The organism is Piscinibacter gummiphilus (genome assembly GCF_002116905.1).
GTDB classification, from domain to species: Bacteria; Pseudomonadota; Gammaproteobacteria; order Burkholderiales; family Burkholderiaceae_C; genus Rhizobacter; species Rhizobacter gummiphilus.
This window is the reverse complement of the sequence record NZ_CP015118.1, coordinates 5,812,906-5,837,806: the sequence shown is the minus strand read 5'-3', so window position 1 is coordinate 5,837,806 and position 24,901 is coordinate 5,812,906. Positions and strand designations below refer to the sequence as shown.

Sequence of the window (24,901 nt, the reverse complement as noted above, 5' to 3'; positions counted from 1 at the left end):
ATTCGCTCATTCGACAGGCGTCAACTCGCAGCTGACCACCAGGCTCTTGTTTCTGGGCCCCCACATCTTCGCAGGTTGTCACTATTGATCCATTCAATAGTCACGGCTCATCAGGATGCCGCCATGAACCCAAGCCATGCGCCTTCAGGTCACGTTCAAACTCGTCAGGGTCCACGAAGCGCAGGGCACGAAGCTGATCGACCTGCGGCAGCCTTGCGAAGGCATCAAAGCTCGGCAGTAGTCCCGGCACAAGCAAGGAAAGTTCATCTCGGTAGTAGAGATGATTCAGCAGCAACTGGTACGGTTTGACAGAGGTGCCGGCAATTGCTGACCGCGTCCGCTCTACTTCCGTCAGCCTGGCACCCGCCTCACGCGACTTGGTGATCACACCCTCCAGGGCCGCATCAAAGCGGTGCAGAGGATTGCAGACCGCGGATATACCCGGCACGCGAGGAAACTTATTGAAGAATGTCACGCACTGCATCAGGTGCGAGTCATAAAGGCTTGGGTTGGGGCGAGCGGAATAATTCGAAAATGGTGTTGGTATGTATAGGACTCGCAGATCGTCCGACTGGCGCATGTTCTCAATCCGCACGCGAATCAATGGATTGAGTTCCTCGAACCTGAGTGGGCTTGGCACTGAAAGTCGAAGCGCCATCAGGATGCTGGCCGCATTCGCAGCGCATTCGCCGAGTTGTCGGCTACCGGCGGCCGCAACGACCCTCGTGAAGCACTGCTCGGCCAGATCGTTTTGAGCGTGGTAGAGATGCCAGCACCCCTGTCTGTACTCGATGAAGGGGGCCAACAGTACGGTCGGATTGCATGCGCGGGCTTGTGCCTTCAACGCGTCGATGGCTCTCGCGGTAATGGGGGCAATCTGAGCCCGAAATTGGTCGCACTCAACTGAAACAAGGTGATGGTCGAGGCGAATCCAGTACGGAAACATTCGGCTGTGCTGCTTTTCGTCCGGAGGCTCGTCCGTCAAGCCCCTGTCTGCATTCAGGTCCTCGGCAACCATTGCGAGAAGTTCATCCTCTGGGATGAGATGAGAAGCCATAGCGCACAGGCGCATCGTTGCCATGCCGGCGACGTACAGCCGCCGAACCGCGTCGACCGCGGCGTCAAGCTCCTGAGCCGTCGAGAATCCTCCTCGCATTTCATCGCGTAGGTTGTCGATGTCCTGCCTGATGGATTCGTTCTTGCGCTGAGAGCGCATATCCAGCCTTGCGAGTTTCAAACCGAACTCGCGGGCGTGGACGTGCTTAGGAATAGCCTCCTTAAGCACACGCTTCCAGGTAGCCAGGTAGGTTGTGGTGTCACCAGTGTTCGCTGAGGCATGCGCCTCAAGGAGTTGCCGAGCGCTGTCCAGTACCGATTCGGGATGTTGGCGGGCGTCGTCAAGCATGTGAGCAATCCATGGCGCGGCCCAAATCTCGATGAAGAGCCGCCCCCCTTCGGCCTCCGATGCTTGAGTGACCAGGGGGATAGCCCGTGCATCGGCCAGAGAGGCTTCGGCCTCAAGGAGTCGGCTCCGGACCAGGCGTCGGAGCGCGTCGTTCGAACCCGCGAGAAGCTCCAGGATTCGATCTTCCAGACTAGCGCGGTGGGGAGTGCCGCTGTAGGCGTCGATGCGGCCGCCATACGAACAAAGGCCGCCAATTGCATCCTCCTTGTTCCTGGCAACCCCTAGGCCCGAAGCAAGACCGTCTACGGCGGCAGAAAAGGTGGGCAAGCGCGCGTAGGCGGGTGGGGTAGCGGTGGGCATCGGTTCCCGTGATTTCCGGTGGAAGAGGTTGGCGTCAGCAGTGAATATCACATTGCCGACGCAAACAGTCGGTGCCCACCCAAATGAAAGGAACTGAGATGAGGAAATTCCGCCCCATGTATGCAATGAGTCTCGACTGGCACCTGACAAAGGTCCTTGAGGAGAACGAGTTTGCGGATGTCAGCGACAAGCTCCGGGAGCAATTGATCGAGCGAGGTATGGCGCCCAGGGAAGCGACCATCAAGGCCCCAGTCATGCTGGATGGGATGGACAAGGCGCTCCAGGGGCAATTCGACTTCAAACGAATCCGAAACCAGTTGTGTGATGAACGGCGTGCTCTCGACTCGGCTACCCCGAGCTCGCAGCCGACCACCGGCTAATCGGTGAACGGAAGCCGCTCGAAGAGGGCGGGTGCTGCGGATTAGCTCCCGCCTGCACGCCCGTGCGGCGTATCGAGAGTGCGCTGACGACCGCTAGTCACCAGCGCCGACAACAACGGCTACGGCGCCCACGCGGGCCGCGTGCGTTCGAAGTCGACGCTCACTGTGGCCTGACAAATGTCTGTAGTCGTCCAAAGCCTTGACCGAGTGGAGGGGAAGCAGCCATCTGTGTCCGTCCGCTCCTGGCCGGGAGCGGCCAGCCAGTCGCGTTTTGCCGAATGGCTGCAACCGCTGCCAAGCTGCCTTTCGTTTTCGAGGGGATCTGTTTCGGAGCAGCCAGTTCCGGCGCCGCGGGCACGGAGGCGTTCAGCCTGGGTCGTGCAACCAACGAGGGTGGAGCTACCGCGATGCCGCAGGGGTGGCCGGCGTGGCGGTACCCGCCGAAGTCGATGGCGCCGGCTCGGCCACGAACCCGATGCGGTTCAGCCCCGCCGCCTGCACCGTGCCGATGAGCTCGGCCACGGTGCCGTAGGGCACGGCCTTGTCGGCGCGCAGCTGCACCTCGGTGGTGGGGCTCTTGCGGGCGGCGGCCTGGACCTGGTCCTTGAACGCGGCGGCCGTCACCGGCTTGTCGGCCACGTACAGCTGGCCGCGGGCGTCGATGGACACGGCGATGAAGTCAGGGACGTCGGACGCCGACGTGCCCTCGGTTTTCGGCAGGTCGAGCTTGAGGCTGGCCGTCATCAGCGGAGCGGTGATCATGAAGATCACCAGCAGCACGAGCATGACGTCGATGAGCGGCGTCATGTTGATGTCGCTCATGGGCGTGGGCTTCGCGGTGCGTTCGAGGCGTCCGAAGGCCATGGCGGGCTCGTGGGAGGGTCGAGCGGGTGGGGGCGGTCAGGCCGACACGGCGGTGTCGGACACCATCTCGCGCAGGTCGTGCGCGAACCCTTCCAGGTCGGCCTCGCAGCTGGACACCTGCTTGCCGAACACGTTGTAGGCCAGCACTGCTGGAATGGCCACGGCCAGGCCGGCGGCGGTCATCACGAGGGCCTCGCCCACCGGGCCTGACACCTTGTCGATGGTGATGGCGCCCGAGGCGGAGATGCTCACCAGCGCATGGTAGATGCCCCACACCGTGCCGAAGAGGCCGATGAACGGTGCCGTGCTGCCGATGGAGGCGAGCAGCACCTGGCCGAACTGCAGCTGGGCGAGCACGCGGTGCAGCGCGTCGCGCAGGCGGCGTGTGAGCTGTGATTCGATCAGGCCGTGGGCTTCCAGCGTGCCGGCGGGCGGCGTGGCGGTGGCGGCGTCGAGGAGCGGCGACAGCGTGCGTTCGCGGTCGAAGGCCGCGAGCTGCTCGCGCCCCCGATCGAGCGACGGTGCGGACCAGAAGGCCGGCACGGCGCGCCGGATGTCGGTGCGCACGCGCTGCAGCAGCCAGCCCTTCCAGAAGATCAGCACCCATGCGCTGACGGACATCAGGACGAGCAGCACGGCGACGCCGCGGATGACCGCGTCGCCGTGTTCCCAGAACTGCCAGGCGCTGCCGTTCATGCGGGCGCTCTCAGGCGAGGCCCAGCACGTCGTTCATGTCGAACAGCCCGGGACCGCGGCTGGCGAGGAACCGTGCGGCCCGCAGGCTGCCTTGCGCATAGGTGGCGCGGCTGCTGCTCTTGTGGGAGATCTCGATGCGTTCACCGGTGCCCGCGAACAGCACGGTGTGGTCGCCGATGATGTCGCCGCCGCGCACGGTGGCGAAGCCGATGGTGGAGGGATCGCGTTCGCCGGTGACCCCTTCGCGGCCGTAGACCGCGCATTCCTGGAGGTCGCGGCCGAGGGCGTCGGCCACCACTTCGCCCATCTTGAGGGCGGTGCCGCTCGGCGCGTCGACCTTGTGGCGGTGGTGGGCCTCGATGATCTCGATGTCGTAGCCCTGGTTCAGCGCGCGGGCGGCCATGTCGAGCAGCTTCATCACGACGTTGACGCCCACGCTCATGTTGGGCGCCATCATGATGCCGATGTGGCGGGCGTGTTCGGCGATCTCGGCCTTCTGCGCCTCGGAGAATCCGGTGGTGCCGATGACCGCGGCCACGCCATGTTCACGGCAGGCCGCGAGGTGGGCGAGCGTGCCTTCGGGGCGGGTGAAGTCGATCAGCACGCGCGCGCCGGCGAGGCCCTTGGCGAGGTCGGCGGTGATGGCCACGCCGCTCGGGCGCCCGAGGAAGGCGGAGGCGTCCTGGCCGATGGCGGGGCTCGAGGGCACGTCGAGGGCGCCGGAGAGCACGCAGTCGTCGGTGTTGGCGACCGCTTCGATCAGCATGCGGCCCATGCGGCCGGACGAACCGGCGATGGCGATCTGGATGGGGGAGTTCATCGGGGCGTGCAGGGGGCGGGTCAGGAGCGTTCGAGCGGCGGATAGGCGCGCACGGGGCCTTCGGGGGCGGAGGCGGGCATGGCGGCCTGCACCGGCACCGGCAGTTCCTTCAGCTGCTCGGGTGTGAGCGCGAGGGGCTTGGGGCTGCGCGACGATTTCGCGTTGTCGATGGAGTTCACGAAGTCGCGCTCGGCCGGCAGCGATTCGGCGCCCTGGATGCTCTTGAGCGTTTCACCGTCGAAGTACACCACGACCTGGCGCTGCTGGGGTTCGGTGCCCTGGCGGCGGATGGTGAAGACGTAGTCCCAGCGGTCGCCGTGGAAGGTGTCGGTGAGCAGCGGCGAACCGAGGATGTCGCGGACCTGGGTGCGGTTCTGGCCCGGCTTGACCAGGGCGACCTGCTCCTTCGTGAGCACGTTGCCCTGGACGACTTCGATGCGGTACGGGGTGATGAGGCCGAGCAGGGTGCTGTCGGACGATTGCAGCGAGCTGCAGCCACCCAGGGCAGAAACACCCAGCGCCAGCAGCACGAGCACCTGGTTCCGGCGGGACTGGACAGGGAAACGGAAAGAGCGCATGGTGATGGGGATGGGCAGCGGAGACTGCAACCTCGATATGATTCGACGATTCTAGCGGCTGGGGCTGATGCCCTGGCCGTGCCGCACCCGTGCAAAACCCTGGGCCACCAGGGGGTGCGCGGTCTCCCATTGACGTCCAGACTGCCGATGTCCGCCATGTCCAACGCCGACGAACTCAAGAGCAGTGGCCTGAAGGCCACCCTTCCCCGGATCAAGATCCTCGAGGTCTTCCAGAACACCACCCAGCGGCACATGACCGCGGAAGACGTGTTCAAGGCCTTGCTGCAGGAGGGGGCCGACATCGGCCTGGCCACCGTCTACCGGGTGCTGATGCAGTTCGAGCAGGCGGGCCTGCTGTCGCGCAACCACTTCGAATCCGGCAAGGCCGTGTTCGAGCTGAACGAGGGCAAGCACCACGACCACCTCGTGTGCGTGACCTGCGGCCGCGTGGAGGAGTTCTACGACGCCGAGATCGAGAAGCGGCAGCACAACGTGGCGCACAGCCGTGGGTTCGAGTTGCAGGACCATGCGCTGGCGCTGTACGCCGTGTGCACCAAGAAGAACTGCGAACATAAACCCAGCAAGTAAGCCAACAGGTTGTATCCCGGCGGAGGCCGGGACCCTGGGCGAGGGGCTCGCTTCGGCCGCGCTCACGAGGCACGGGGCCCCGGCCTCCGCCGGGGCGGGTTGACGCGTGTGGCGGTCAACCCGCCTTCTGCATGGCCTTCTGGTGCCGCTCGATGAACTCGCGGTACGTGTCGATGCCGCGCAGCTGCAGGATCGTGCTGCGCACGGCGGCTTCCACCAGCACGGCCAGGTTGCGCCCCGCGTCCACCGCGATCACCACCTTGCGCACCGGCACGTTGAGGATGTCCTCGTTGAGCGGTTCGTAGGGCAGGCGCTCGAAGTCGCGTTCGAGCGTCTCCTTGCGCACGAGGTGCACGATGAGCTTCAGGCGCATCTTCCGGCGCACCGCGGTCTCGCCGAAGATGGACTTGATGTCGAGCAGCCCGATGCCGCGCACCTCGAGCAGGTTCAGCAGCAACTCGGGGCAGCGGCCCTCGATGGCGGTCTGCGAGATGCGGTACAGGTCCACCGCGTCGTCGGCCACCAGGCCGTGACCGCGGGAGATCAGCTCCAGGCCGAGTTCGCTCTTGCCCAGGCCCGATTCCCCCGTGAGCATCACGCCCACGCCGAGGATGTCCATGAACACGCCGTGGCGCGTGGTGCGTTCGGCGAACAGCTGGCTCAGGTAGCCCCGCATCACGTCGATCACGTGGCCGGCGGATTCGTCGGTCACGAAGAGCGGGATGTCGGCGCGGTCGCACAGGGCCACCAGGCGGTCCGGTGGCGACTGTGCGTCGGCCACGATCACCACGGGCGGCTCGAGCGTGACGATGCGCTGGATGCGGCGTTCCTGGTCCTCGAGGGAGGAGTCCTGGAGGTAGGCGACCTCGCGGCGGCCCACCAGCTGCACCCGGTACGGGTGGATGTAGTTGAGGTACCCGACCAGGTCGGCGGCCGACTGCGCGTTGCGCACGGCCGCCTCGTCGAAGCGGCGTTCCGGGTGGGCGTGACCGGCGATCCATTCCCAGCGCAGCGCCGGCCGGTGTTCTTCGAACAGCGCCTCGGCGCTGATGACGGATGGTTTCACGCGCGGACGAGGTTGACGGGCAGTGGTGGGGTGCGGGGTGCGCTCAGGCGACCGATTTGAGCGGTTCCCAGTTGGCGATCAGTTCGTGCACCTTGGCCGCCGAGTCTTCGGTCTTGAGGCGTTCGCGCAGTTCGCGGTCGCCGAGCATCTCGGCGATTTCGGAAAGGATCTCGAGGTGGCGCTGGGTGGCGGCCTCGGGGACGAGCAGGAAGATCAGCAGGCAGACCGGTTCGTCGTCGGGCGCGTCGAACGGGATGGGCTGCTGCACGCGCACGACGGCGGCGAGCGGGTTCTTGAGGCCCTTGATGCGGCCGTGCGGGATGGCCACGCCATGGCCCAGGCCGGTGGAGCCGAGGCGTTCGCGGGCGAACAGGTTGTCGGTGACCGTGGCACGCGCGATGGCGTGCTGGTTCTCGAACAGCAGACCCGCGTGCTCGAACGCGCGCTTCTTGCTGGTGGCATCCACATCCACCAGCACGTTGCTGAGAGGCAAGATCGCGGCGAGTCGGTTCATCTGCGGATCACGGTGTGCCCCGGACGGGCATGTCTTCTGAATGACAGACCTCAAATTCTACGAGCCTGCCGGAAAAGCGCGCAGGGCTCGGGGCTTGTCCAAAAGCGAAATTGTGCACTTTTGTTGTTGCATTGCAGCACCCCGAATGAACGGGTTTCGACAGCATATCGTTGACCGGAACGAAAAAAGCGACGAGCGGAGCACGTAAAAAAGCGGCCCGCAGGCCGCTTTGACGTTCGCGTCAGGAAATCACGCCGTGGCGTCGATGCGCTTGGCCGCGACGTGGTGGTGGTCCTGGAGCTTGTCCTTGTGGCGGCACACCTGCCGGTCGAGCTTGTCCATCAGTTGGTCGATGGCGGCGTACAGGTCCTCGTGGCTCTGCTCCACGAAGATGTCCTTCCCCTTCACGTGGACGGTGACCTCGGCCTTCTGCCTGCGTTCCTTCTCCTTGTTCTTCTCCACGGAGAGCAACACGTTGATGTCGACGACCTGGTCGAAGTGGCGGGTGACCCTGTCCAGCTTCGTGAGCACGTACTCACGCAAGGCCGGAGTGACGTCGAGGTGGTGGCCGCTGATCGTCAAGTTCATGAAGACTCCTTTCGCAGGGGGTGAAGAAACCGGGCAAGAAATCGAACCGCAGACTGGCTTGCAAAGTCAGGGGGCGGAAAGGTGGCTGATGGACGTGGGTAGGGATGGAAACGTGGAAGCGCCAGGGGCGCGGGAAAGGGGGGATTTGGGCTTTTCGAGGGAGTGGAAGAACAACGCTGTGCGAGAGAAAAACCCGAGGTCGATGAATTCAGTGTGCGCCCGAAATCGGTGTGTGACAAGGGTGTGACCCGCATGGGAACATGCCCGATCCGCATGGCACGGTCAGAGTGCGGAATCCGGGCGTTTTTCAAGGTAAAGCACTGTTTCCGGGGGTAAATCCGGGTCCAGTCGCACCAGGGCGGGTCCGGGTGCACGGCGCGGGTGACATAATTTCGGTCGACGCGATTTCCTGGAACCGGCATGGACAGCCCTCACTCTCGCTGACCGTCCGCTCCGACACCCTCGGCGAGCCTCGTGCCCCGATGCGGCCCGGAGTGAGACGGTCTCACCCCCGACCTCATTCCCTGGCCCCGCACGACGACGAGCATTCCGTCGGGGTCCCGCTGGAGCCCCTGCATGCTGAACGTGTTCACGCTGGCCAATGGCCGGTTGTTTCAAGAAGAGATCGAGCGCCTCGAAGCGCTGGCCGACGTCAACCCGGTGTGGGTCGACCTCGAGAACCCCTCGCCCGAAGAGATCGGCTGGGTCGAGCAGCGTTTCGGCCTCAGCATCCCGCAGGACATCGTCGACGAAGACCTGGAGGAGTCCGCCCGCTTCTACGAGGAGGACAACGGTGAACTCCACATCCGTTCCGACTTCCTGATCGACGACGACGAAACCCCGCGCAACGTGCGCGTGGCCTTCATCCTGCACAACAAGGTGCTGTTCTCGATCCACGGCGAGGACCTGCCCGTCTTCCGCCTGCTGCGCCTGCGCGCGCGCCGCATTCCCGCCCTCATCGACGACGCGAAGGACGTGCTGCTCAAGCTGTACGACGCCGACGCCGAGTACAGCGCCGATGCGCTCGAGGGCATCTACGACAGCCTCGAGAAGGTCAGCGCCCGCGTGCTCAAGCAGGACGTGGGCGACCAGGCCGCCGGCGAGGCGCTGGCCGCCATCGCGCGCGAGGAAGACCTGAACGGTCGCATCCGCCGCAACGTGATGGACACGCGCCGCGCCATCAGCTTCATGATGCGCAGCCGCATGCTCAACGCCGAGCAGTTCGAGGAGGCGCGCCAGATCCTGCGCGACATCGACTCGCTCGACAGCCACACCGCGTTCCTGTTCGACAAGATCAACTTCCTGCTGGACGCGACCGTCGGTTTCATCAACATCAACCAGAACAAGATCATCAAGATCTTCTCGGTGGCGAGCGTGGCGTTGCTGCCGCCGACGCTCATCGCCAGCATCTACGGCATGAACTTCAAGTTCATGCCCGAGGTGGAGTGGCGCTTCGGCTACCCGCTCGCCATCGGCCTGATGCTCGCGAGCATCATCTCGCCGTTCTGGTACTTCCGGCGCAAGGGCTGGCTGAAGTGATCCTCAGAGGCCGGTGCCTCGTCGCACGGCCGTGAAGTAGAGCCCGTCGCCCAGGTGGCGCAGGGCCTTCATCCACCACGTGAAGCGCTTGGGGAAGTGGATCTCGAAGCGGCCCGCGGCCCAGCCCTCGAGGATCTTGTCCGCCGCGGTCTCGGGCGAGATGAGCGCGGGCATCGCGAAGTCGTTCTGGGCCGTGAGCTGCGTGCGCACGAACCCCGGGTTGATGACCGAGACACCGAGCCCGCGCGGGTGCAGGTCGAGGTACAGCGCCTGCGCGAGGTTGATCAGCGCGGCCTTCGTGGGCCCGTAGCCGAGCGACTGCGGCAGCCCGCGATAGCCGGCCACGCTCGACACGAGGCTCACGTGGCCATCGCCCTGCGCGAGCAGGTGCGGCAACACGGCGTCCAGCAGGAACAGCGCGCCCACGTAGTTGACCTGCTGGTGCTGCAGCGCTTCATCGAGGTCGAAGTCCATCGCGCGCATGGCCTTGTAGTGGCCGGCGCAGTACATCGCGACGTCGATGCGGCCGCGCGCGGCGACGATCTGCCGCGCGGCGGCCCGCAACGTTCCTGGCGTGCACGCGTCGGCCGCGATCGCGAGGCTGCCCGGATGCAGCGCCATGAACGCCTGCAGCGCCGGGCCGTTGCGGGCCGTCACCACCACCTGCGCGCCCCGCGCATGCAGGGCCGATGCGGTGGCACGGCCGATGCCGCTGGAGGCGCCCACGATCCACACGACGCGGCCCCGCCAGTCGGTCAGGCGCGGGTTCAATGGCATGGCGCGGGTCCCCCGTGTTGCGTGCGCGGGTGGTGGCGGATCCACAGCACCGCCAGCAGCGTGGCGGCCAGCAGCTTCAGTGCACAGGGGATCAGGCAATACGCGAGCGTGAGGGCGTCGAGTGCCTCGGGTGTGGACGCGCCCGGGGCGTATCCGGCCCACTGCAGCACGGGCAGCGCGAGGCCCGCGGCCAGCGCGAGGTTGAGCTTCGTCGCGAAGTTCCACCAGCCGAAGTACGCGCCTTCGGCGGCGCCGCCGTGGCCCGCCCCCTGGATCACGCCGGCCACCATCGCCCCGGGCAAGGTCAGGTCGGCCCCGAGCGCGAGGCCGCTCAGCACGCACACTGCGGCGAATGCGGCCACGTCGCCCGGCCCGAGCCGCGTGGCCCACGCGAACACCGCGGTGGCGAGCACCATCGCGATCCACCACCCGCGGGCCAGGCCCACGCGGCGAACCACGCGCACCCACACCGGGATCGACAGCGCCCCCGCCCCGAAGTAGCAGAGCAGGAACAGCGGCTCGAGCCCCGGCGCCTGCAGCCGGTCGCGGATGAAGAACAGCACCAGGGTGGCCGGGATCGCGCTCGCGATGCCGTTGACGAGGTAGATCGCGAGCAGCCGGCGGAACGCCGGGGTGTGCAGCGGAGAACGGGCCGCGTGCAGGCGTGAGGGCGCGCCATCGGCCCGCGGGGCGCGGCGCAGCAGCACGACGGCCGCGGCCAGTGCCAGAGCGAACACGGCGGTGGTGACCGGCAGCCCTGCCGCGGTGGGCAGCACGCTCGCGAGCAGCACGCCGGCCAGTGCGAGGCCTTCGCGCCACGCGACGACGCGGGCCCGCTGCGCCTCGCCGCCGCCGAGGCGCGCACCCCAGGCCTGGTGCAGGATCGACAGCACGCTGTAGCCGAGCGTGGTGGCCGCGAGCAGCACGCCGAACCACACCAGCACGCCGGTCCCCTGCACCGCGGCCGGCGGCACCATCAGCCCGTGGAACGCGAGCGCGAGCAGCAGTGCGGCGATGGCCGCGGTCGTCCAGGCGGTGGCGGGCGGGCGCGCGAACACGCGGTCGGCCCAGCGTCCGATCCACGGGTCCACGAGGGCGTCGAGCAGGCGCACGCCCAGCAGCACGGCACCGAGCACGGCGAGCGGCACGCCGAAGCGGCCGGCATAGTGGTTCGGCACGACAACGTACAGCGGCAGCGCGGCGAAGGCGAGCGGCAGGCCGAGGCCACCGTAGCGCAGGCCGTCGGTCCAGCGGCCGGTCCACGCGGGGTTCATGTCGAGGCTCCGATCAGGTCGCGGCGAAGCGACGGCGCGGAGGTGCGCGGGGACAACCAGATGCCGAAGAAGCGGTCCGCGAAATCGGGGTCGCCGATCTCGCGGCGGAACGTGCCGTTGACGAAGAACCGGGCGCTCTCGCGCGGCCGCAGCACGCCGGTGATGCGGTCGCCCTTCACGACGTCGGGGAATGCGGCGGACATCTCGGCGAGCCAGCCGTCGGCCTTCGCGGCGGGCACGTCGCCCACGTGGCGCATCTGGTCGAGCGAGGCCTCGGCGATGCCCACGCCGGAGAGGGCGCGCGCGTACTGCAGTTCGAGCGCGAGCGGCTGGCGCTGGAAGCCGGCGGCGTCGAAGCCCGGGCGGGTCCACAGGCGTGCATCGCAGACCAGGAAGCCGAAGTGCCGCATGCGTCCGCTGCCCTGCAGGCGGGCGCCGGGCAGTTCGGCGGCCACCTCGTCCGGCACCCGCGGCTGCGCCGTCGCACCGCCGGCCGCGGCCGCGATGGCGATCAGCAGGGCGCGGCGGGTGACCATGGCCTCAGGCGTGCTGGAGCGTGAACTGCGAGACGCCGGTGTTGCCCGTCGCGAACGCGGCCTCGCAGTAGGCGAGGTAGAACTCCCACGTGCGCAGGAAGCGGGTGTCGAAGCCCAGCGTGCGCACGTCGGCCTCGCGGGCGAGGAATTGCAGGCGCCAGCGGCGCAGCGTCTCGGCGTAATCGGCGCCGAAGGACAGCTCGTTGACCACCTGCAGGCCGGCGCGTGCCGCAGCCGCGCGGAACTGCGACGGACTGGGCAACAGGCCGCCCGGGAAGATGTACTGCTGGATGAAGTCGGTGCCGTTCACGTAGCGGTCGAACAGGTCGTCGCGGATCGTGATGGTCTGGATGCACGCGCGGCCGCCGGGCTTCAACTGGCGCCGCAGCATCGCGAAGTACCCGTCCCAGTACTCGCGGCCCACCGCCTCGAACATCTCGATGGACACGACGGCGTCGAACGGGCCGTCGGCGATGTCCCGGTAGTCCTGGTAGCGGAGGTCGCCGGCAAGGCCCTGCGACGCGAGCCGCCGCTGGCCGAACGCGAGCTGTTCCGACGACAGCGTGACGCCCGTGACCCGGGCGCCGAACTCGCTCGCGGCACATTCGGCGAGCGCGCCCCAGCCGCAGCCGACCTCGAGCACGCGCGCGCCCGGCGCCGTACCGCATTCGGCGAGTGCGCGGCGCACCTTGGCCCATTGCGCGTCGGCCATCGGGCGCGAGAGGTCGCCGTCGAACCAGGCGCTCGAGTAGTTCATCGTGGGGTCGAGCCACAGCGCGTAGAACGTGTTGCCGAGGTCGTAGTGCGCGTGGATGTTGCGCTTGCTGCCCGCTCGGGAGTTGCGCTGCAGCAGGTGTTTCGCACGGTGCAGCAACGCGCCCCACCACGACCCGTACACGATGGTGTCGATGGCATCGCGGTTCGCGGCCAGCAGGGTCATCAGCGCGACGAGGTCGGGCGAGGACCAATCGCCCGCGATGAAGCTTTCCGCGAAGCCGATGTCGCCGGAGCGCAGGGCCGCACTGCAGGCGTTCCAGTTGCGCAGCCGGATCGTGGCGCGCGGCGCGTCGGGGGCGGCCTGGCCGAAGTGGCGCACGCTGCCGTCCGGCAGCTGCACGTCGAGGACGCCGCGGGGCAGGTTCTTCAGCAGCGTGAACACCGCCCGCGCGGCGGCGGGGGCCGCCGGCGGCAGGGACGGGAATGTGGTCGGACGGGTGGTGGTGCTCATCGGTCGTCGGCCTGTCGGGTCAGTGGGTGACGAAGGCTTTCGGAGCCTCGGGCTTGCGGAAGAACGGCACCCGCTTCACCCACAGTCGCAGGGCCTGCCAATGGATGCGCACGATCACGCCGAGGGTCATCAGCGGCATGCCGAAGAAGGCCGCACGGAGGCTGCGCGTGTCGAGCGGCTCGAGGTGGCCCGACACACTGGTCTGCAGCAGGGCACCCTGTTCGTCGTCGTGGTCGATGCGGACCACGGTGCGGCCTTCGCCGGTGCGCATGAACCGGAACCGGTAGGTGCCCGCCACGCGGCAGAACGGCGAGACGTGGAACACCTTGGTGGCCTGCAGTTCGCGGCCGAACGCGAGGCCGGGGCCGGTCAGCAGGTAGCAGTGCCGTTCGCCGAACGTGTTGTTGACCTCGACCACCACGGCGGCGAGCGAGCCGTCCGTGCGGTGGCAGTACCAGAAGCTCACGGGCTTGAACGTGTGGCCCAGCACCCGCGGATAGCAGTGCAGCCACACCTCGCCCGCGGCGTCGGCGATGCCTTCGCGGGCGAGCAGTTCGTCGAGCCAGGCGAGGCTGTCGTCCCGGCCGTCGCCGTGGTCGCGGTCGTGGAAGCTCACGAGGCCGAAGCGGTTGCGGGGCAGGTCCGGCGACGGCTGCGCGCGCAGGCTGCGCATCGGCAGCATCAGGAAGTACGTGGGGTAGGCGAAGCGGTTCGGCACGGGCCGCAGGCGCGTGTGCCGCACCTGGCCGCGGCCGAGCAGCGGCGCGTTCATGCGGCCGTCTCCAGCGACGGACGGGCGGCCCACTCGCGCCGCAGGCCGTCCACCACCGCGAGGCCCGACATCAGGCCGTCCTCATGGAAGCCGTAGCGGGTCCACGCGCCGCAGAACCACGTGCGCTGGCGGCCCTGCAGGCCGGGCACGCGCTTCTGCGCGGCGATGGCGGCCTGGTCGAACACCGGGTGGGCGTAGTCGATGGTGCGGTGGACCCGGTGGGCGGCGGGGGCCGTCACCGGGTTCAGCGACACGATGACCGGTGTCTCGACCGGCAGCGGCTGCAGCCGGTTCAGCAGGTAGTGCAGGCAGACCGAGGCGTGTTCGCGGGACAGGTCGGGCGCCCGTTCGTAGTTCCAGGCCGCCCACGCGAGCCGGCGCCGCGGCAGCACGGCCGTGTCGGTGTGCAGCACGGCGCGGTTGCGGTGGTAGCGGATGGCGCCGAGCACCACACGCTCTTCCGCGGAGGGATCGGCCAGCAGCTCGAGCGACTGGTCGCTGTGGCACGCGAGCACCACGTCGTCGAAGCGCTCGGTGCCGTGGTCGGTGGCGACGAGCACGCCGTCGGCGAGGCGGCGCACCTGGCGCACCGGTGTCGCGAGGCGCGTGTCGCCGAGGGCGGGCAACATGCGGCGCACGTACTCGCGCGCGCCGCCCACCACGGTGAACCAGCGGGGCCGGTCGCGCACCTGGATCAGGCCGTGGTTGTGGCAGAACCGGATCATCGTGGCGATGGGGAACTGCAGCATCTGGTCGGTGGGACAGGACCAGATGCACGCCACCATCGGCAGGAAGTAGCCGTCGCGGAAGGCGTCCGAGAACCCGTGGGCGCGCAGGAACGCGCCGATGGGCTGCTGCAGCGCCTCGTCCTCCCCGCGCTCGGCGAGGCCCGTGCACAGGCGGTTGAAGCGGGTGATGTCGAACAGCATGCGCCAGAACCCGGGGCGCAGCAGGTTGCCGCGCTGGGCGAACACGGTGTTCAGGTCGGAGCCGCTCCACTCGAGGTCGTCGGCCGGGGCCTTCACCGAGAACGACATGTCGCTCGGTGCCGTCTCGACCCCGAGCTCGGCGAACAGCCGGATCAGCTGCGGGTAGGTGCGTTCGTTGAAGACGAGGAAGCCGGTGTCGACGCCGAAGGTGTGGCCGTCGAGCGCGAGGTCGACCGTGTTCGTGTGGCCGCCGAAGTGCGAGCCGGCCTCGAACAGCGTGACCCGGGCGTCAGGCGCGAGCCTGTAGGCCGCCGACAGGCCGGCGATGCCGGAGCCCACGACAGCGACGCGGCGGGTCATGCAGACCCCCGCCGGTCGTCAGGAAGAAAGATTGCCGCACAGCGCCCCAGGATGAAGTAGGGAGGGAGGAGGGAGGAGGAAAACCATCCAGGGATTGCAGTCGGTGGAACCGAACGGCTGTGCGACAGGAAAAGGGAGGCGGTGATCCGGCGGGGCCGGGTCGCTCGTGCCTTTTCGATGCATCGGGTCGGGTTGAGTTCCGTCACGTCCGCACGAATTTGCACATCGCGCCCTGGGAGGGGCGTCGGAGGTGTGCAAGAACCGGCAGGGACATGAAGTGAACTCATTGGTCACAAATATAACCCATGAGTTCTCATTTTGCATCCAGAAGTTTTTCCACCGCCGAAACGAAGGCCGGATCGCCCGGTTTCGTCGTGCTGCCGAAGCTCTGGACGGTCTGCCCGTCCCGGGCGATCAGGTACTTGTGGAAGTTCCAGCGGGGTGCGGCGCCGGTCTTGGCCTTCAGGTCCGCGAACAGCGGGTTCAGCGGTTCGCCGGCCACGCGGCTCTTCACGAACATCGGGAACTTGACCCCGAAGGTGTTCTCGCAGAAGTCGGCGATCTCCTTGTTGGAGCCCGGCTCCTGGCTGCCGAAGTCGTTCGACGGGAAACCGAGCACGACGAGCCCGCGCGGGCCGTACTTCTCGTTCAGGGCCTCGAGGTCCTTGTACTGGGGCGTGAAGCCGCAGAAGCTCGCCGTGTTCACCACGACGACGACCTTGCCGGTGTACTGGCACAGGTTCTGGGGTTTCTCGTCCTGCAGGCGCGGCACCTGGCGGTCGAGCAGGGCGGGGCAGGCGGCTTGGGCGCCCGCGGCGCCGAGCGAGAGGGTGGCCCACAGCAGGCAGCGGGAAAGGAATCGGGCGGTCATGGGGATCTCCGGCGGCAGGAAAAAGGATCAGGATGCCACTTCGCCGTCCCGTGTGCCGACGGGGGAAAATGCATTCCGGATGACCGATGTCCTTGACAAGTCCGGGGCAGCCCCGAACTGTCATGGAGGCACGTCTAGAATGCTGCACCCTCACCTTGGGCCGAACCATGCTGTATCCCGAACTCTTCAAACAACTCGAAGCCGTCCGTTGGAACATGGACACCGACATCCCCTGGGATCAGTTCGATGGCAGCCAGCTCAGCGAAGAGCAGGCGCAGACCATCAAGATGAACGCGATCACGGAGTGGTCGGCCCTGCCCGCCACGGAAATGTTCCTCCGCGACAACCGTGACGACAGCGACTTCTCGGCATTCATGAGCGTCTGGTTCTTCGAGGAACAGAAGCACTCGCTGGTGCTGATGGAGTACCTGCGCCGCTTCCGTCCCGACCTGGTGCCCACCGAAGCCGAACTGCACGAGGTGCGCTTCGAGTTCGACCCGGCCCCGGCGCTCGAGACGCTGATGCTGCACTTCTGCGGCGAGATCCGCCTGAACCACTGGTACCGCCGTGCCGCCGAATGGCACTCCGAGCCGGTCATCAAGGCCATCTACGAGACGCTCGCCCGCGACGAGGCCCGCCACGGCGGCGCCTACCTGCGCTACATGAAGCGTGCGATGCAGAAGTTCGGCGACGAGGCCCGTGCCGCGTTCGCGAAGGTGGGCGTGCTGATGGCCAGCGCCCGCCGCACCGCCCAGGCGCTGCACCCCACGAACCTGCACGTGAACGAAAAGCTGTTCCCGCGCGACACCATCCAGAGCCGCCTGCCCGACCCGCAATGGCTCGAGCAGTGGCTCGACAAGCAGATCCAGTTCGATGCCGTGTGGGAAACGAAGGTCGTCGACCGCATCCTGCACAACATGAGCCTGCTGCTCGAACGCAGCTTCGCGAGCGTCCAGGAACTCAACCGCTACCGCAAGGAAGTGACCGCGAAGGCGCTCGCCGCCGCGAACGGCCGGCCTGCCGCCGGTGATGCGCCCCAACCGGCCTGATGTCCTTCCTCGACAAGCTGTGCGCGCCTGACGACCTGCCCGCGCGGGTCGCGGCGCTGCCGCAGCCGGTGGTGTTCACCAACGGGGTGTTCGACATCCTGCACCGTGGCCACGTGAGCTACCTGGCCCAGGCCCGTGCGCTCGGCGGCAGCCTGGTGCTGGGCCTCAACAGCGACCAGTCCGCGCGCCAGCTGGGCAAGGGGCCGGACCGCCCGCTCAACGCCGAGGCCGACCGTGCCTGCGTGCTGGCCGCGCTCGAGAGCGTGAGCCTCGTCGTGCTGTTCGACGAGAAGACCCCGGTCGAGCTGCTCAAGCGCGTGCGGCCGCAGCTGTACGTGAAGGGCGGCGACTACGACATCGAGTCGCTCGAGGAAACGAAGTGGGTGCGCAGCTGGGGCGGTGATGCCCGGGCGCTGTCCTTCGTCGACGGCTACTCCACCACGTCGCTCGTTCGCCGCATCCGCGGTTGACGATTGACCAGCGCGATGCCGGCCACCACGCCGGCCAGCGCCACCAGCAGCCGCGCGGTCACCGGCTCGCCCAGCAGCACCACCCCCAGCAGCAGCCCGAACACCGGCGTCAGCAGCGTGAACGCCGAGAGCTGCGTGGCGCGGTAGTGCCGCACCAGCCAGAACCACACGAGGTAGCTCGCGAACACCACGATCGCCACCTGGAAGGTGAGCGAGGTCCACGCGAGCGGTGACAGCGTCAGGGTCCAGTGGTCGCCATGCCACCACGAGCCCAGGGCCAGCAGCAGGCCCGACACCCCCAGTTGCCACGCGAGCGTCTTCTCGGGTGGCGCGGACGCGAGGCGCGACGCGCGGATCACGAGCGTGGTGGCGCCCCACAGCACGGCCGCGACCACACCCAGCGTGTCGCCAAGCCATTGGCGCGGCCCCGCGGCGGGCTGGGTGAAGCCCTCGGCGAAGGCGAAGGCCACGCCCGCGAAGGCGAGCAGCAGCCCCGCGAGCTGCGTGCGCGTGAGGCGTTCCGCGTGCGAGACGAACGGCATGCCCAGCGCCACGACGAACGGCGCGAGGTAGATGAACACGATCATGCGCGATGCGGTGGTGTACTGCAGCCCGAGGAACACGCAGGCGAACTCCGCGCCGAAGAGCGTGCCCGCCGCGAGGCCGCCGGCCAGGGTGCCGTCGCGCGCGCCCATCGGGATGCCCCGCCAGCGGGCCCACGCGAGCACGAGCACCACGCCCAGCAGGGACCGCAACGCGGCCTGCGCGAGCGGCGGCACCTCGCCGACGATGGCCTTCACCGCGACCTGGTTCAGTCCCCACAGGAAGCTGCAGCCGATGACCAGCGCCACGGCCAGCCGGTCGAGGTGTGCGTGGCGGTCAGGCACGGCGGGACCTCGCGCCGAGGGCCACCGCGGCCAGCCCGCACAGCAGCCCGGCCACCGCGCCGGTGAGGTGGGCGATGGGGGCGACCGGGATGTCCCACTGCGGCGACACCTGCACCGCGGCGCGCCACGGCGTTTCGGACAGCACTTTCGCGGCGACCGCCACGAGCGTGGCCACGCCGATCCAGCGGTGCAGCCCGGTGCGGGTGGCCGCGAGCTGCACCGCGGCCACGGCGACACCGGCGTGGAGCAGCCCCGACAGCCCGCCGTAGTGGCGCAGCTCGGGCATGCTCAGCAGGCCGAGGTGGGTCAGCGGCCAGGCGGCGAACCACGCGACCGTGGCGCGTGGCGGCATCTCGCCCGACACGCCGAAGGCGGCGATCAGCGCCGTGGCGGCGAGGTTGCCCCACAGGTGCAGGGGGCTCAGGTGCACGAAGGCGGCGGTCCACCAGCGCCAGGGTTCGGCGAGCCAGCGGGCGGGCTGCCAGTCGATGGCCTGCGGGCCCACCAGCAGGGGCGCGAGCAGCGCTCCGGCGGCGAGCACCACGGCCAGGGCCACCCAGGCCACCCCGGGGGACCGCGGGTGCAGGGTGGGCATCAGGCCGCGGGCGGGAACACCGCGGCCCACAGCGCGAGCACGGCGTCGCGTTCGGTGGCCAGCAGGCTGGTCTCGAACTGCGTGGGCTTCTCGTCGAGCCGCGCCCGGTGCTGCGCACGGCGCAGTTCGCGGTAGGCGTTGGCGGCGTCGCGGCCCACGCCGGCGGGCAGCAGCCCGCAGGCCTCGGCGCGCTGCAGCAGCGCGATGTTGCCCACGTTGTCCTGCAGTTCGGGGTGGTTCGCGCTTTCGGCGAGCACCAGCACCTGCACCGCGAACTCCACGTCCATCATGCCGCCGGGGCTGTGCTTGACGTCGAAGAGGCCCGGCTTGACCACGTGGGCGGACCGCACCTTCTCGCGCATGGCCGCCACCTCGTTGCGCAGCGCCACGGGGTCGCGCGGGGCGCACAGCACGGCGCGCCGCACGGACTCGAAGCGCGGGGTCAGCGAGGTGTCACCGGCGGCGAGGCGCGCGCGCGTGACGGCCTGGTGTTCCCAGGTCCACGCGGTGTTGCTGCCACGGCCCACCTGGTAGTTCTCGTAGGACTGCAGCGACGTGACGAGCAGGCCCGAGTTGCCGTTGGGCCGCAGCGCGGTGTCGATGTCGAAGAGTTCGCCGGCCGCGGTGCGGGTGGTGAGCCAGTTGATCAGCTTGCGCACGAACGCGGTGTAGATCTCGGGCACGCGGTCGCGGTCGGGTTCGTCGGCGTCGTCGAACAGGAAGACCACGTCGAGGTCGCTGCCGTAGCCGAGCTCCTTGCCGCCGAGCTTGCCGTAGGCGATGACCGCGAAGACCGGGTTGTCCCGGTGGCGCTGGCGCAGGTGCATCCAGGCCCAGCGCACGGCGCAGTCGAGCGTGGCGTCGGCCAGCGCGGACAGGTCGTCGGCCACCTGTTCCACCGTGATGTGGCCCTCGACGTCACGCACCAGGGTGCGGAACACCTCGGCGTGGTGGGCGCGGCGCAGTGTGTCGAGCAGCGATTCCTCGTCGGCCTGGTTGAAGCGCTCCCAGGCCACGTGGCGGGCGTCGAGGTCGGCGATGTAGCTGTCGCGTTCGAAACGGCCGTGCAGCAGGCGTTCGTCGGCCAGTTCGTCGATCACGCCCGGGTGGCGCATCAGGAACTGTGCCGGCCAGCGGGCGAGGCCCAGCAGGCGCAGCAGCCGCACCTGCACCTCGGGGCGTTCGACCAGCAGCGCGAGGTAGCTTTCGCGGCGCAGCAGCGGTTCGAGCCAGTCGATGAAGCGCGTGGCGGCCTCGAGGCTGCAGGTGCCCGCGGTGACGGACTGCGCGGCGCGCAGCACGAGGCGCGCGAGGCGCTGCTTGCTTTCGTCGCGCAGCAGGCGGATGCGCGGGTGGTCCATCCACGGACGCACGCGTTCGGCGAGCGCCAGCGGCAGCTGCTCGAGGAATTCGTCGCTGTCGATGGGCTGCGGCGCGGGGCGGCAGCTCTTGCCCTTGCAGCCGCCGTTGCCGCCGCCCGCGGGGGGCTGGCCGTCGTGCAGCAGCGCGTCGAATTCCATCGCGACGAACTCACGGGTCTCGCAGAGCGTGTCGAGCAGTTCGCAGGCGTCGGTGTCGCAGGCGGCCATGCCCATGCTGGCGGCGATCCAGGCGAGGTCGCCGTCGGCCGTGGGCAGCAGGTGGGTCTGCTGGTCGTCGAGGAACTGGATGCGGTGTTCGATGCGCCGAAGGAACGTGTAGGCCTCGGCGAGGCGTTCGGCGCTGGCCGGCTTCATCAGGCCGCCGGCGGTGAGCCGCTGCAGCGCCTTCAGCGTGGAGCGCGTGCGGATCTCGGGGAACTGGCCGCCGCGCACGACGAGCAGCAGCTGCACGATGAACTCGATCTCGCGGATGCCGCCGCGCGAGAGCTTCACGTCGTTCGCGCGTTCCGGGCGGCCGGCGGCGCGGCGCTGGGCTTCGTCGCGCACCTTGCGGTGCAACTGGCGCAGCCCCTCGAACACGCCGTAGTCGAGGTACTTGCGGTAGACGAACGCGGTGACCGTGTCGCGCAGCGCGAGGGCCCGGCCGGTGCGCAGGCTGGAGAACGGCGCCACCACGCGGCTCTTGAGCCACGCGAAACGCTCCCACTCGCGGCCCTGCACGAGGAAGTACTCCTCGAGCATGGACAGGCTCACGACGGCGGGACCCGAGTTGCCGTTGGGCCGCAGCGCGAGGTCGACCCGGAACACGTTGCCGTCTTCCGTGACGTCGCCGATGAGGGCGTACAGGCTGCGGGCCACCTCGCTGAAGTACTCGTGGGCGGTGACGGACTTCGGGCCGGTGGTCTGGCCGGCGTCTTCGTAGACGTAGATCAGGTCGATGTCGGACGAGACGTTCAGCTCGTGCGCGCCGAGCTTGCCCATGCCGACGACCCAGAATTCGATGCGCTCGCCGGCCTCGTTCAGCGGCGGGCCGAAGCGGGCGTCCTGGTCGGCGCAGGCCTGCACGACGGCACGGTCGAGCGTGACCTCGGCCAGGTTCGTCATCGCGCGGGTGATGTCTTCCATGGCCGCGTTCTGCTCGACGTCGAGCACGGCGAGGCGTTCCAGCACGAGGTGGCGGGCCACCCGCATGGCGCTTGGCAGGGCGCGGCCGCGCGCGAGGAGCGTGTCGATCAGCGCGCCGATGAGGTCGGTGTCGGGCAGGCCGGGTGGCAGCAGCGACAGTTCGTCGGCATAGCGCCGGCGCACGCGCTGGACGAAGCGGCTGTGTTCGGCGAGGGCGCCGCGGGCGGGAGACGCGGCAGGGCGCGTGCGGGCCGGCGGGGCGGAGGTGGACTCGGTGACCATGAGTGTTGCGAAGTGCCCGCGATGCCGCTGTCGGCGGGGCTGGGCCCAGGGATTTCGCCGGATTCTGCCCCACATCCAAACCCTCTGCTGTGCGGGGACACCCTGAAAAACGCACGGCGATGCAACGTGATGTGTCGCCTGCACGCATGCCGCGCGTTCGGCGTAAGCTCGAACGACCCGCTCGACGACCCGCTCCCGGAGCACACCATGCTGATCGCTGCCCTGCAGATGGTTTCCACCCCCGACGTGGCCCGCAACCTCGACCGCGCCAGGGCCCTCATCGGCGAGGCGGCGGCGGCCGGCGCGTCCCTGGTGGCCCTGCCCGAGTACTTCTGCCTGATGGGCCGCAGCGACCGCGACAAGCTCTCGGTGGCCGAGGCCCCCGGCAGCGGCCCCATCCAGGACACCCTCGCCGAGGCCGCCCGCACCCACGGCGTGTGGGTGATCGGCGGCACGCTGCCGCTGCGCACGGCCTCGCCCGACCGGGTGCTCAACAGCTGCAACGTCTACGCGCCCGACGGGCACCACGCCGCGCGCTACGACAAGATGCACCTGTTCCGCTACGACAACGGCCGCGAACGCTACGACGAGGGGCAGGTGCTCGACGCCGGCCAGCAGCCGGTGGCCTTCGATGCGGGCCCGCTGCGCGTGGGCCTGAGCATCTGCTACGACCTGCGCTTCCCCGAGCTGTACCGGGCGCTGACCGTGCCCCCGTGCGACCTGCTCGCCGTGCCCGCGGCATTCACCCACACCACGGGCCGCGCCCACTGGGAGCTGCTGCTGCGGGCGCGGGCCGTCGAGAACCAGTGCTACGTGATCGCGCCCGCGCAGGGCGGCCTGCACGAGAACGGTCGCCGCACCTTCGGCCACAGCCTGATCGCGGACCCGTGGGGCGAGGTGCTCGCGATGCGCGAGGAGGGCGACGGCGTGGTGATGGCCACGCTGTCGTCCGAACGCATCCAGGCGGTGCGGTCGCAGCTGCCGGCGCTGTCGCACCGGCGCGGCGCCTTCCCGCCCACGGTCACCGGCGTCCGAACATCATCTGCCGGGCCAGCAGCGACCTGAGCGGCGGCGCCACCTGCAGTGCCGCGAGGCCCACGCCGCGCAGCGTGCTGAGGCCGGGCAGCTGCCACGTGAAGCTGCGGGCCAGGAAATCGGTGGCGGCGATCATCGCCCAGCGGTCGGGCGCACGCTGCCACTGGATGCGGCGCAGCGCGGTGTCGAGGTCGGCGTGGCGGCCCAGCTGGGCCACCAGGTCGTGGGCGTCGCGCAGGCCGAGGTTCAGGCCCTGTCCGGCGACCGGGTGCAGCGTCTGCGCGGCGTTGCCGATGCGCACGGTGCGCCCGTCCACCAGGCTGCGTTCGGCGTTCAGCCCCAGGGCGAATGACTTCAGCGGGGTCACGGCGGTGACGCGCCCCGCCCCTTCCGGGAACAGGGTGTTGAGCACGGCGAGGCGCTGGGCTTCGTTCAGCGGGGCGACCGGATCGTCCTCGGACGGCACGCACCACACGAGCGAGGCCCGTTGCTCGCCGCCCGGCCCGTCGGGCAGCGGCAACAGCGCGGCGGGGCCGTTGGGCGTGAAGCGCTCGTAGGCGACGCCACGTTCGCCGCCCGACAGGGTCACGGTGCCGACCCAGGCGGTCTGCCGGTAATCCCTGCTCACGCCTTTGCGTGCCTGGTCGCTGAATATGCCGCCCTCGGCCACCACGGCCAGGTCGAACCGCTCCGCGACGCCGGCATCGATTTCCACACCGTCCGGCACGGCTTTCATCGCCGTCACCCGAGCGCCGAAACGGGCCGACAGCCGGGCCGGCTCGGCCTCGCAGGCCGCCCGCCAGGCCGCCTGCAGCGGCGCCACGATGGCCCCGTACGACGCCACCGCGCCGAGTTGTGGCACGTGCTCTGCCGCCGCGTCGATGCGAAGTGCGGGCTCACGGTCCGACCCGAGGGCGAGGCCCAGCAGGGCGGGTTGCTGCTGCGAGACGTGGACGGTGCGGATCGGCATCGACCGGGCCGAAATGGCCGGCCACACGCCGAGGCGCTGGAGGATCTGGACGCTGCCCAGGGACAGCGCGAGGGTGCGCGGATCGGCCGCGACGGGGGCGTCTTCGGGGCGGGTGTCGAAGGTGCAGACCCGCACGTGCGGCAGCTGGCGCGAGATCTGCAATGCGAGGGCGAGGCCGACGGGCCCCGCACCGATGATCGAAATGGAGAAATCCGGCGTTTTGGCGGTCATCTGTGAAGCGTGTCACGAATGGGGGGTCTCGGCGCCAAAAGTCAACGAGGGACACCCATGAATGAGGGGGGCATGAACGATGCATTGTCCCCCTGCACGCGGGGGGAGCGGGAGCACAATTCTTTACACGACGTGGCACATTGACTCAGGCATTTTTGCCCGCGGCTTTTGACTAGGAGGTAGTACTATGAAATTGAAAGCGCTCGTCGCTGCTGTTGCACTCGCCGCATCCGGCGCGTCGATGGCAGAGACGTTCAACCTCGGTACGCTCAGTACCGAGCAGACCAAGACCTTCCACAACGAGTTCCTGTGGGGTCAAACCTTCAGCGACGTCTTCACCTTCACGCTGGCCGACAACGGTCGTTCGTACGGTGGCTCGCTGACCTGGGATCTGACGAACTGGGGTGGCATCGCGCTGACCTCGCTGTCGCTGACCGGTGGCAGCATCGTCGGTTCCCTCTTCGACAGCAGCCCGGAGACGTTCTCGTTCAGCAATCTGCTGGCCGGTACGTACAGCCTCACCGTGAACGGCAAGGCGACGGGGCTGGGTGCAGTGGGCTACATCGGCACCATCCGTGCCGAAGCGGTCGCCGCTCCGGTGCCGGAACCCGAAACCATCGCCATGATGGCGCTGGGCCTGGGCGTGATGGGCTTCGTCGCCCGTCGCCGCAAGCAACTCGGCAAGTAAGCGGCACCACGGCGCCGCCCGCGGCGCCGGTCGCTGGAAGGC

At 68.7% G+C, this 24,901-nt stretch carries 26 protein-coding genes; 7 read left to right on the top strand and 19 right to left on the bottom strand.

Going from position 1 to position 24,901, the window contains the following annotated elements; translation table 11 throughout:
- Positions 1 to 100: 100 nt before the first annotated feature.
- Positions 101 to 1,765 (bottom strand): hypothetical protein, encoded by a 1,665-nt coding sequence (locus tag A4W93_RS26760; protein ID WP_085753511.1) that lies wholly within the window; start codon positions 1,763 to 1,765, stop codon positions 101 to 103.
- A gap of 98 nt (positions 1,766 to 1,863) precedes the next feature.
- On the opposite strand from A4W93_RS26760, the gene A4W93_RS26755 reads away from it, so the two are divergent.
- On the top strand, positions 1,864 to 2,145 hold the full coding sequence (locus A4W93_RS26755; RefSeq protein ID WP_085753510.1) for a hypothetical protein: 282 nt from the start codon (positions 1,864 to 1,866) through the stop codon (positions 2,143 to 2,145).
- A gap of 399 nt (positions 2,146 to 2,544) precedes the next feature.
- Here the strand turns inward: A4W93_RS26755 and A4W93_RS26750 are convergent, their stop codons facing one another.
- From A4W93_RS26750 to A4W93_RS26735, 4 genes are read right to left on the bottom strand one after another with little or no spacing between them, the layout of a single operon-like run.
- On the bottom strand, positions 2,545 to 3,009 hold the full coding sequence (locus A4W93_RS26750) for an ExbD/TolR family protein (RefSeq protein WP_085753509.1): 465 nt from the start codon (positions 3,007 to 3,009) through the stop codon (positions 2,545 to 2,547).
- A gap of 36 nt (positions 3,010 to 3,045) precedes the next feature.
- Positions 3,046 to 3,705 carry a MotA/TolQ/ExbB proton channel family protein gene (locus A4W93_RS26745; RefSeq protein ID WP_085753508.1) on the bottom strand — a complete coding sequence of 220 codons (660 nt, stop codon included), beginning with the start codon at positions 3,703 to 3,705 and terminating at the stop codon, positions 3,046 to 3,048.
- Positions 3,706 to 3,715: 10 nt separating this feature from the next.
- Positions 3,716 to 4,525 (bottom strand): 4-hydroxy-tetrahydrodipicolinate reductase, encoded by an 810-nt coding sequence (dapB, locus tag A4W93_RS26740; RefSeq protein WP_085753507.1) that lies wholly within the window; start codon positions 4,523 to 4,525, stop codon positions 3,716 to 3,718.
- Positions 4,526 to 4,545: 20 nt separating this feature from the next.
- The gene (locus A4W93_RS26735) at positions 4,546 to 5,103 is read right to left on the bottom strand and encodes an outer membrane protein assembly factor BamE (protein ID WP_174694899.1); all 558 of its coding nucleotides are present in this window, start codon (positions 5,101 to 5,103) and stop codon (positions 4,546 to 4,548) included.
- 156 nt (positions 5,104 to 5,259) lie between these two features.
- Between A4W93_RS26735 and fur the strand changes: the two genes are divergently transcribed.
- Positions 5,260 to 5,691 (top strand): ferric iron uptake transcriptional regulator, encoded by a 432-nt coding sequence (gene fur, locus A4W93_RS26730; protein WP_085754337.1) that lies wholly within the window; start codon positions 5,260 to 5,262, stop codon positions 5,689 to 5,691.
- 115 nt (positions 5,692 to 5,806) lie between these two features.
- Here the strand turns inward: fur and hprK are convergent, their stop codons facing one another.
- From hprK to hpf, 3 genes are all read right to left on the bottom strand, one after another.
- On the bottom strand, positions 5,807 to 6,757 hold the full coding sequence (hprK, locus tag A4W93_RS26725; RefSeq protein ID WP_085753505.1) for an HPr(Ser) kinase/phosphatase: 951 nt from the start codon (positions 6,755 to 6,757) through the stop codon (positions 5,807 to 5,809).
- A 43-nt stretch (positions 6,758 to 6,800) separates the two neighbouring features.
- Positions 6,801 to 7,271 (bottom strand): PTS sugar transporter subunit IIA, encoded by a 471-nt coding sequence (locus A4W93_RS26720; protein ID WP_085753504.1) that lies wholly within the window; start codon positions 7,269 to 7,271, stop codon positions 6,801 to 6,803.
- A 249-nt stretch (positions 7,272 to 7,520) separates the two neighbouring features.
- Positions 7,521 to 7,859: a ribosome hibernation-promoting factor, HPF/YfiA family gene (hpf, locus tag A4W93_RS26715; RefSeq protein WP_085753503.1), complete on the bottom strand. Its 339-nt coding sequence runs from the start codon at positions 7,857 to 7,859 to the stop codon at positions 7,521 to 7,523.
- 576 nt (positions 7,860 to 8,435) lie between these two features.
- Between hpf and corA the strand changes: the two genes are divergently transcribed.
- Positions 8,436 to 9,398 (top strand): magnesium/cobalt transporter CorA, encoded by a 963-nt coding sequence (corA, locus tag A4W93_RS26710; protein ID WP_085753502.1) that lies wholly within the window; start codon positions 8,436 to 8,438, stop codon positions 9,396 to 9,398.
- Positions 9,399 to 9,401: 3 nt separating this feature from the next.
- Here corA and A4W93_RS26705 read toward each other — a convergent pair whose 3' ends face one another.
- The 7 genes from A4W93_RS26705 to A4W93_RS26675 form a co-directional block, all read right to left on the bottom strand.
- Positions 9,402 to 10,175 carry an SDR family NAD(P)-dependent oxidoreductase gene (locus A4W93_RS26705; protein WP_085753501.1) on the bottom strand — a complete coding sequence of 258 codons (774 nt, stop codon included), beginning with the start codon at positions 10,173 to 10,175 and terminating at the stop codon, positions 9,402 to 9,404.
- Entirely contained in the window at positions 10,166 to 11,449 is a 1,284-nt protein-coding gene (locus A4W93_RS26700; protein WP_085753500.1) for an MFS transporter, read from the bottom strand. The genes A4W93_RS26705 and A4W93_RS26700 overlap by 10 nt, the downstream gene beginning before the upstream one ends.
- Positions 11,446 to 11,985 (bottom strand): chalcone isomerase family protein, encoded by a 540-nt coding sequence (locus A4W93_RS26695; RefSeq protein WP_085753499.1) that lies wholly within the window; start codon positions 11,983 to 11,985, stop codon positions 11,446 to 11,448. Before A4W93_RS26695 ends, A4W93_RS26700 begins: the two co-directional genes overlap by 4 nt.
- A 4-nt stretch (positions 11,986 to 11,989) precedes the next feature.
- Positions 11,990 to 13,213, bottom strand: a complete 1,224-nt coding sequence (locus A4W93_RS26690; RefSeq protein WP_085753498.1) for an SAM-dependent methyltransferase — start codon at positions 13,211 to 13,213, stop codon at positions 11,990 to 11,992.
- A 19-nt stretch (positions 13,214 to 13,232) separates the two neighbouring features.
- Positions 13,233 to 13,985, bottom strand: coding sequence for a DUF1365 domain-containing protein (locus A4W93_RS26685; RefSeq protein WP_085753497.1), 753 nt, complete (start codon positions 13,983 to 13,985; stop codon positions 13,233 to 13,235).
- The gene (locus tag A4W93_RS26680) at positions 13,982 to 15,274 is read right to left on the bottom strand and encodes an NAD(P)/FAD-dependent oxidoreductase (RefSeq protein ID WP_085753496.1); all 1,293 of its coding nucleotides are present in this window, start codon (positions 15,272 to 15,274) and stop codon (positions 13,982 to 13,984) included. Before A4W93_RS26680 ends, A4W93_RS26685 begins: the two co-directional genes overlap by 4 nt.
- Positions 15,275 to 15,587: 313 nt before the next feature.
- Complete coding sequence (locus A4W93_RS26675; RefSeq protein ID WP_085753495.1) at positions 15,588 to 16,145, bottom strand: glutathione peroxidase; 558 nt, start codon at positions 16,143 to 16,145, stop codon at positions 15,588 to 15,590.
- A 167-nt stretch (positions 16,146 to 16,312) separates the two neighbouring features.
- On the opposite strand from A4W93_RS26675, the gene A4W93_RS26670 reads away from it, so the two are divergent.
- Positions 16,313 to 17,194 carry a ferritin family protein gene (locus A4W93_RS26670; protein WP_085753494.1) on the top strand — a complete coding sequence of 294 codons (882 nt, stop codon included), beginning with the start codon at positions 16,313 to 16,315 and terminating at the stop codon, positions 17,192 to 17,194.
- The gene (rfaE2, locus tag A4W93_RS26665) at positions 17,194 to 17,664 is read left to right on the top strand and encodes a D-glycero-beta-D-manno-heptose 1-phosphate adenylyltransferase (protein WP_085753493.1); all 471 of its coding nucleotides are present in this window, start codon (positions 17,194 to 17,196) and stop codon (positions 17,662 to 17,664) included. The genes A4W93_RS26670 and rfaE2 overlap by 1 nt, the downstream gene beginning before the upstream one ends.
- Here rfaE2 and A4W93_RS26660 read toward each other — a convergent pair.
- The 3 genes from A4W93_RS26660 to glnE are packed head-to-tail and all read right to left on the bottom strand — an operon-like array spanning position 17,625 to position 21,935.
- Positions 17,625 to 18,551, bottom strand: coding sequence for a DMT family transporter (locus A4W93_RS26660; RefSeq protein ID WP_085753492.1), 927 nt, complete (start codon positions 18,549 to 18,551; stop codon positions 17,625 to 17,627). The two genes, rfaE2 and A4W93_RS26660, sit on opposite strands and share 40 nt — an antisense overlap.
- Positions 18,544 to 19,146 carry a rhombosortase gene (gene rrtA, locus A4W93_RS26655; RefSeq protein ID WP_157131785.1) on the bottom strand — a complete coding sequence of 201 codons (603 nt, stop codon included), beginning with the start codon at positions 19,144 to 19,146 and terminating at the stop codon, positions 18,544 to 18,546. Before rrtA ends, A4W93_RS26660 begins: the two co-directional genes overlap by 8 nt.
- The gene (glnE, locus tag A4W93_RS26650) at positions 19,146 to 21,935 is read right to left on the bottom strand and encodes a bifunctional [glutamate--ammonia ligase]-adenylyl-L-tyrosine phosphorylase/[glutamate--ammonia-ligase] adenylyltransferase (RefSeq protein ID WP_085753490.1); all 2,790 of its coding nucleotides are present in this window, start codon (positions 21,933 to 21,935) and stop codon (positions 19,146 to 19,148) included. Before glnE ends, rrtA begins: the two co-directional genes overlap by 1 nt.
- A gap of 207 nt (positions 21,936 to 22,142) precedes the next feature.
- Between glnE and A4W93_RS26645 the strand changes: the two genes are divergently transcribed.
- A complete protein-coding gene (locus A4W93_RS26645; protein ID WP_085754336.1) occupies positions 22,143 to 23,000 on the top strand; it encodes a carbon-nitrogen hydrolase family protein in 858 nt (285 codons plus the stop codon).
- Here A4W93_RS26645 and A4W93_RS26640 read toward each other — a convergent pair.
- Positions 22,957 to 24,171: an FAD-dependent monooxygenase gene (locus A4W93_RS26640; RefSeq protein WP_085753489.1), complete on the bottom strand. Its 1,215-nt coding sequence runs from the start codon at positions 24,169 to 24,171 to the stop codon at positions 22,957 to 22,959. The genes A4W93_RS26645 and A4W93_RS26640 overlap by 44 nt on opposite strands.
- Before the next feature lie 187 nt (positions 24,172 to 24,358).
- Between A4W93_RS26640 and A4W93_RS26635 the strand changes: the two genes are divergently transcribed.
- On the top strand, positions 24,359 to 24,859 hold the full coding sequence (locus A4W93_RS26635) for an FxDxF family PEP-CTERM protein (RefSeq protein ID WP_085753488.1): 501 nt from the start codon (positions 24,359 to 24,361) through the stop codon (positions 24,857 to 24,859).
- Positions 24,860 to 24,901: the final 42 nt, after the last annotated feature.

Excerpts from the sequence above, each read along its gene's own strand:
- A4W93_RS26760 (WP_085753511.1), bottom strand. The coding sequence starts at position 1,765 with ATGCCCACCGCTACCCCACCCGCCTACGCGCGCTTGCCCACCTTTTCT.
- A4W93_RS26755 (WP_085753510.1), top strand. The coding sequence starts at position 1,864 with ATGAGGAAATTCCGCCCCATGTATGCAATGAGTCTCGACTGGCACCTG.
- A4W93_RS26750 (WP_085753509.1), bottom strand. The coding sequence starts at position 3,009 with ATGGCCTTCGGACGCCTCGAACGCACCGCGAAGCCCACGCCCATGAGC.
- A4W93_RS26745 (WP_085753508.1), bottom strand. The coding sequence starts at position 3,705 with ATGAACGGCAGCGCCTGGCAGTTCTGGGAACACGGCGACGCGGTCATC.
- dapB (WP_085753507.1), bottom strand. The coding sequence starts at position 4,525 with ATGAACTCCCCCATCCAGATCGCCATCGCCGGTTCGTCCGGCCGCATG.
- A4W93_RS26735 (WP_174694899.1), bottom strand. The coding sequence starts at position 5,103 with ATGCGCTCTTTCCGTTTCCCTGTCCAGTCCCGCCGGAACCAGGTGCTC.
- fur (WP_085754337.1), top strand. The coding sequence starts at position 5,260 with ATGTCCAACGCCGACGAACTCAAGAGCAGTGGCCTGAAGGCCACCCTT.
- A4W93_RS26720 (WP_085753504.1), bottom strand. The coding sequence starts at position 7,271 with ATGAACCGACTCGCCGCGATCTTGCCTCTCAGCAACGTGCTGGTGGAT.
- hpf (WP_085753503.1), bottom strand. The coding sequence starts at position 7,859 with ATGAACTTGACGATCAGCGGCCACCACCTCGACGTCACTCCGGCCTTG.
- corA (WP_085753502.1), top strand. The coding sequence starts at position 8,436 with ATGCTGAACGTGTTCACGCTGGCCAATGGCCGGTTGTTTCAAGAAGAG.
- A4W93_RS26705 (WP_085753501.1), bottom strand. The coding sequence starts at position 10,175 with ATGCCATTGAACCCGCGCCTGACCGACTGGCGGGGCCGCGTCGTGTGG.
- A4W93_RS26700 (WP_085753500.1), bottom strand. The coding sequence starts at position 11,449 with ATGAACCCCGCGTGGACCGGCCGCTGGACCGACGGCCTGCGCTACGGT.
- A4W93_RS26695 (WP_085753499.1), bottom strand. The coding sequence starts at position 11,985 with ATGGTCACCCGCCGCGCCCTGCTGATCGCCATCGCGGCCGCGGCCGGC.
- A4W93_RS26690 (WP_085753498.1), bottom strand. The coding sequence starts at position 13,213 with ATGAGCACCACCACCCGTCCGACCACATTCCCGTCCCTGCCGCCGGCG.
- A4W93_RS26685 (WP_085753497.1), bottom strand. The coding sequence starts at position 13,985 with ATGAACGCGCCGCTGCTCGGCCGCGGCCAGGTGCGGCACACGCGCCTG.
- A4W93_RS26680 (WP_085753496.1), bottom strand. The coding sequence starts at position 15,274 with ATGACCCGCCGCGTCGCTGTCGTGGGCTCCGGCATCGCCGGCCTGTCG.
- A4W93_RS26675 (WP_085753495.1), bottom strand. The coding sequence starts at position 16,145 with ATGACCGCCCGATTCCTTTCCCGCTGCCTGCTGTGGGCCACCCTCTCG.
- A4W93_RS26670 (WP_085753494.1), top strand. The coding sequence starts at position 16,313 with ATGCTGTATCCCGAACTCTTCAAACAACTCGAAGCCGTCCGTTGGAAC.
- rfaE2 (WP_085753493.1), top strand. The coding sequence starts at position 17,194 with ATGTCCTTCCTCGACAAGCTGTGCGCGCCTGACGACCTGCCCGCGCGG.
- rrtA (WP_157131785.1), bottom strand. The coding sequence starts at position 19,146 with ATGCCCACCCTGCACCCGCGGTCCCCCGGGGTGGCCTGGGTGGCCCTG.
- glnE (WP_085753490.1), bottom strand. The coding sequence starts at position 21,935 with ATGGTCACCGAGTCCACCTCCGCCCCGCCGGCCCGCACGCGCCCTGCC.
- A4W93_RS26645 (WP_085754336.1), top strand. The coding sequence starts at position 22,143 with ATGCTGATCGCTGCCCTGCAGATGGTTTCCACCCCCGACGTGGCCCGC.
- A4W93_RS26640 (WP_085753489.1), bottom strand. The coding sequence starts at position 24,171 with ATGACCGCCAAAACGCCGGATTTCTCCATTTCGATCATCGGTGCGGGG.
- A4W93_RS26635 (WP_085753488.1), top strand. The coding sequence starts at position 24,359 with ATGAAATTGAAAGCGCTCGTCGCTGCTGTTGCACTCGCCGCATCCGGC.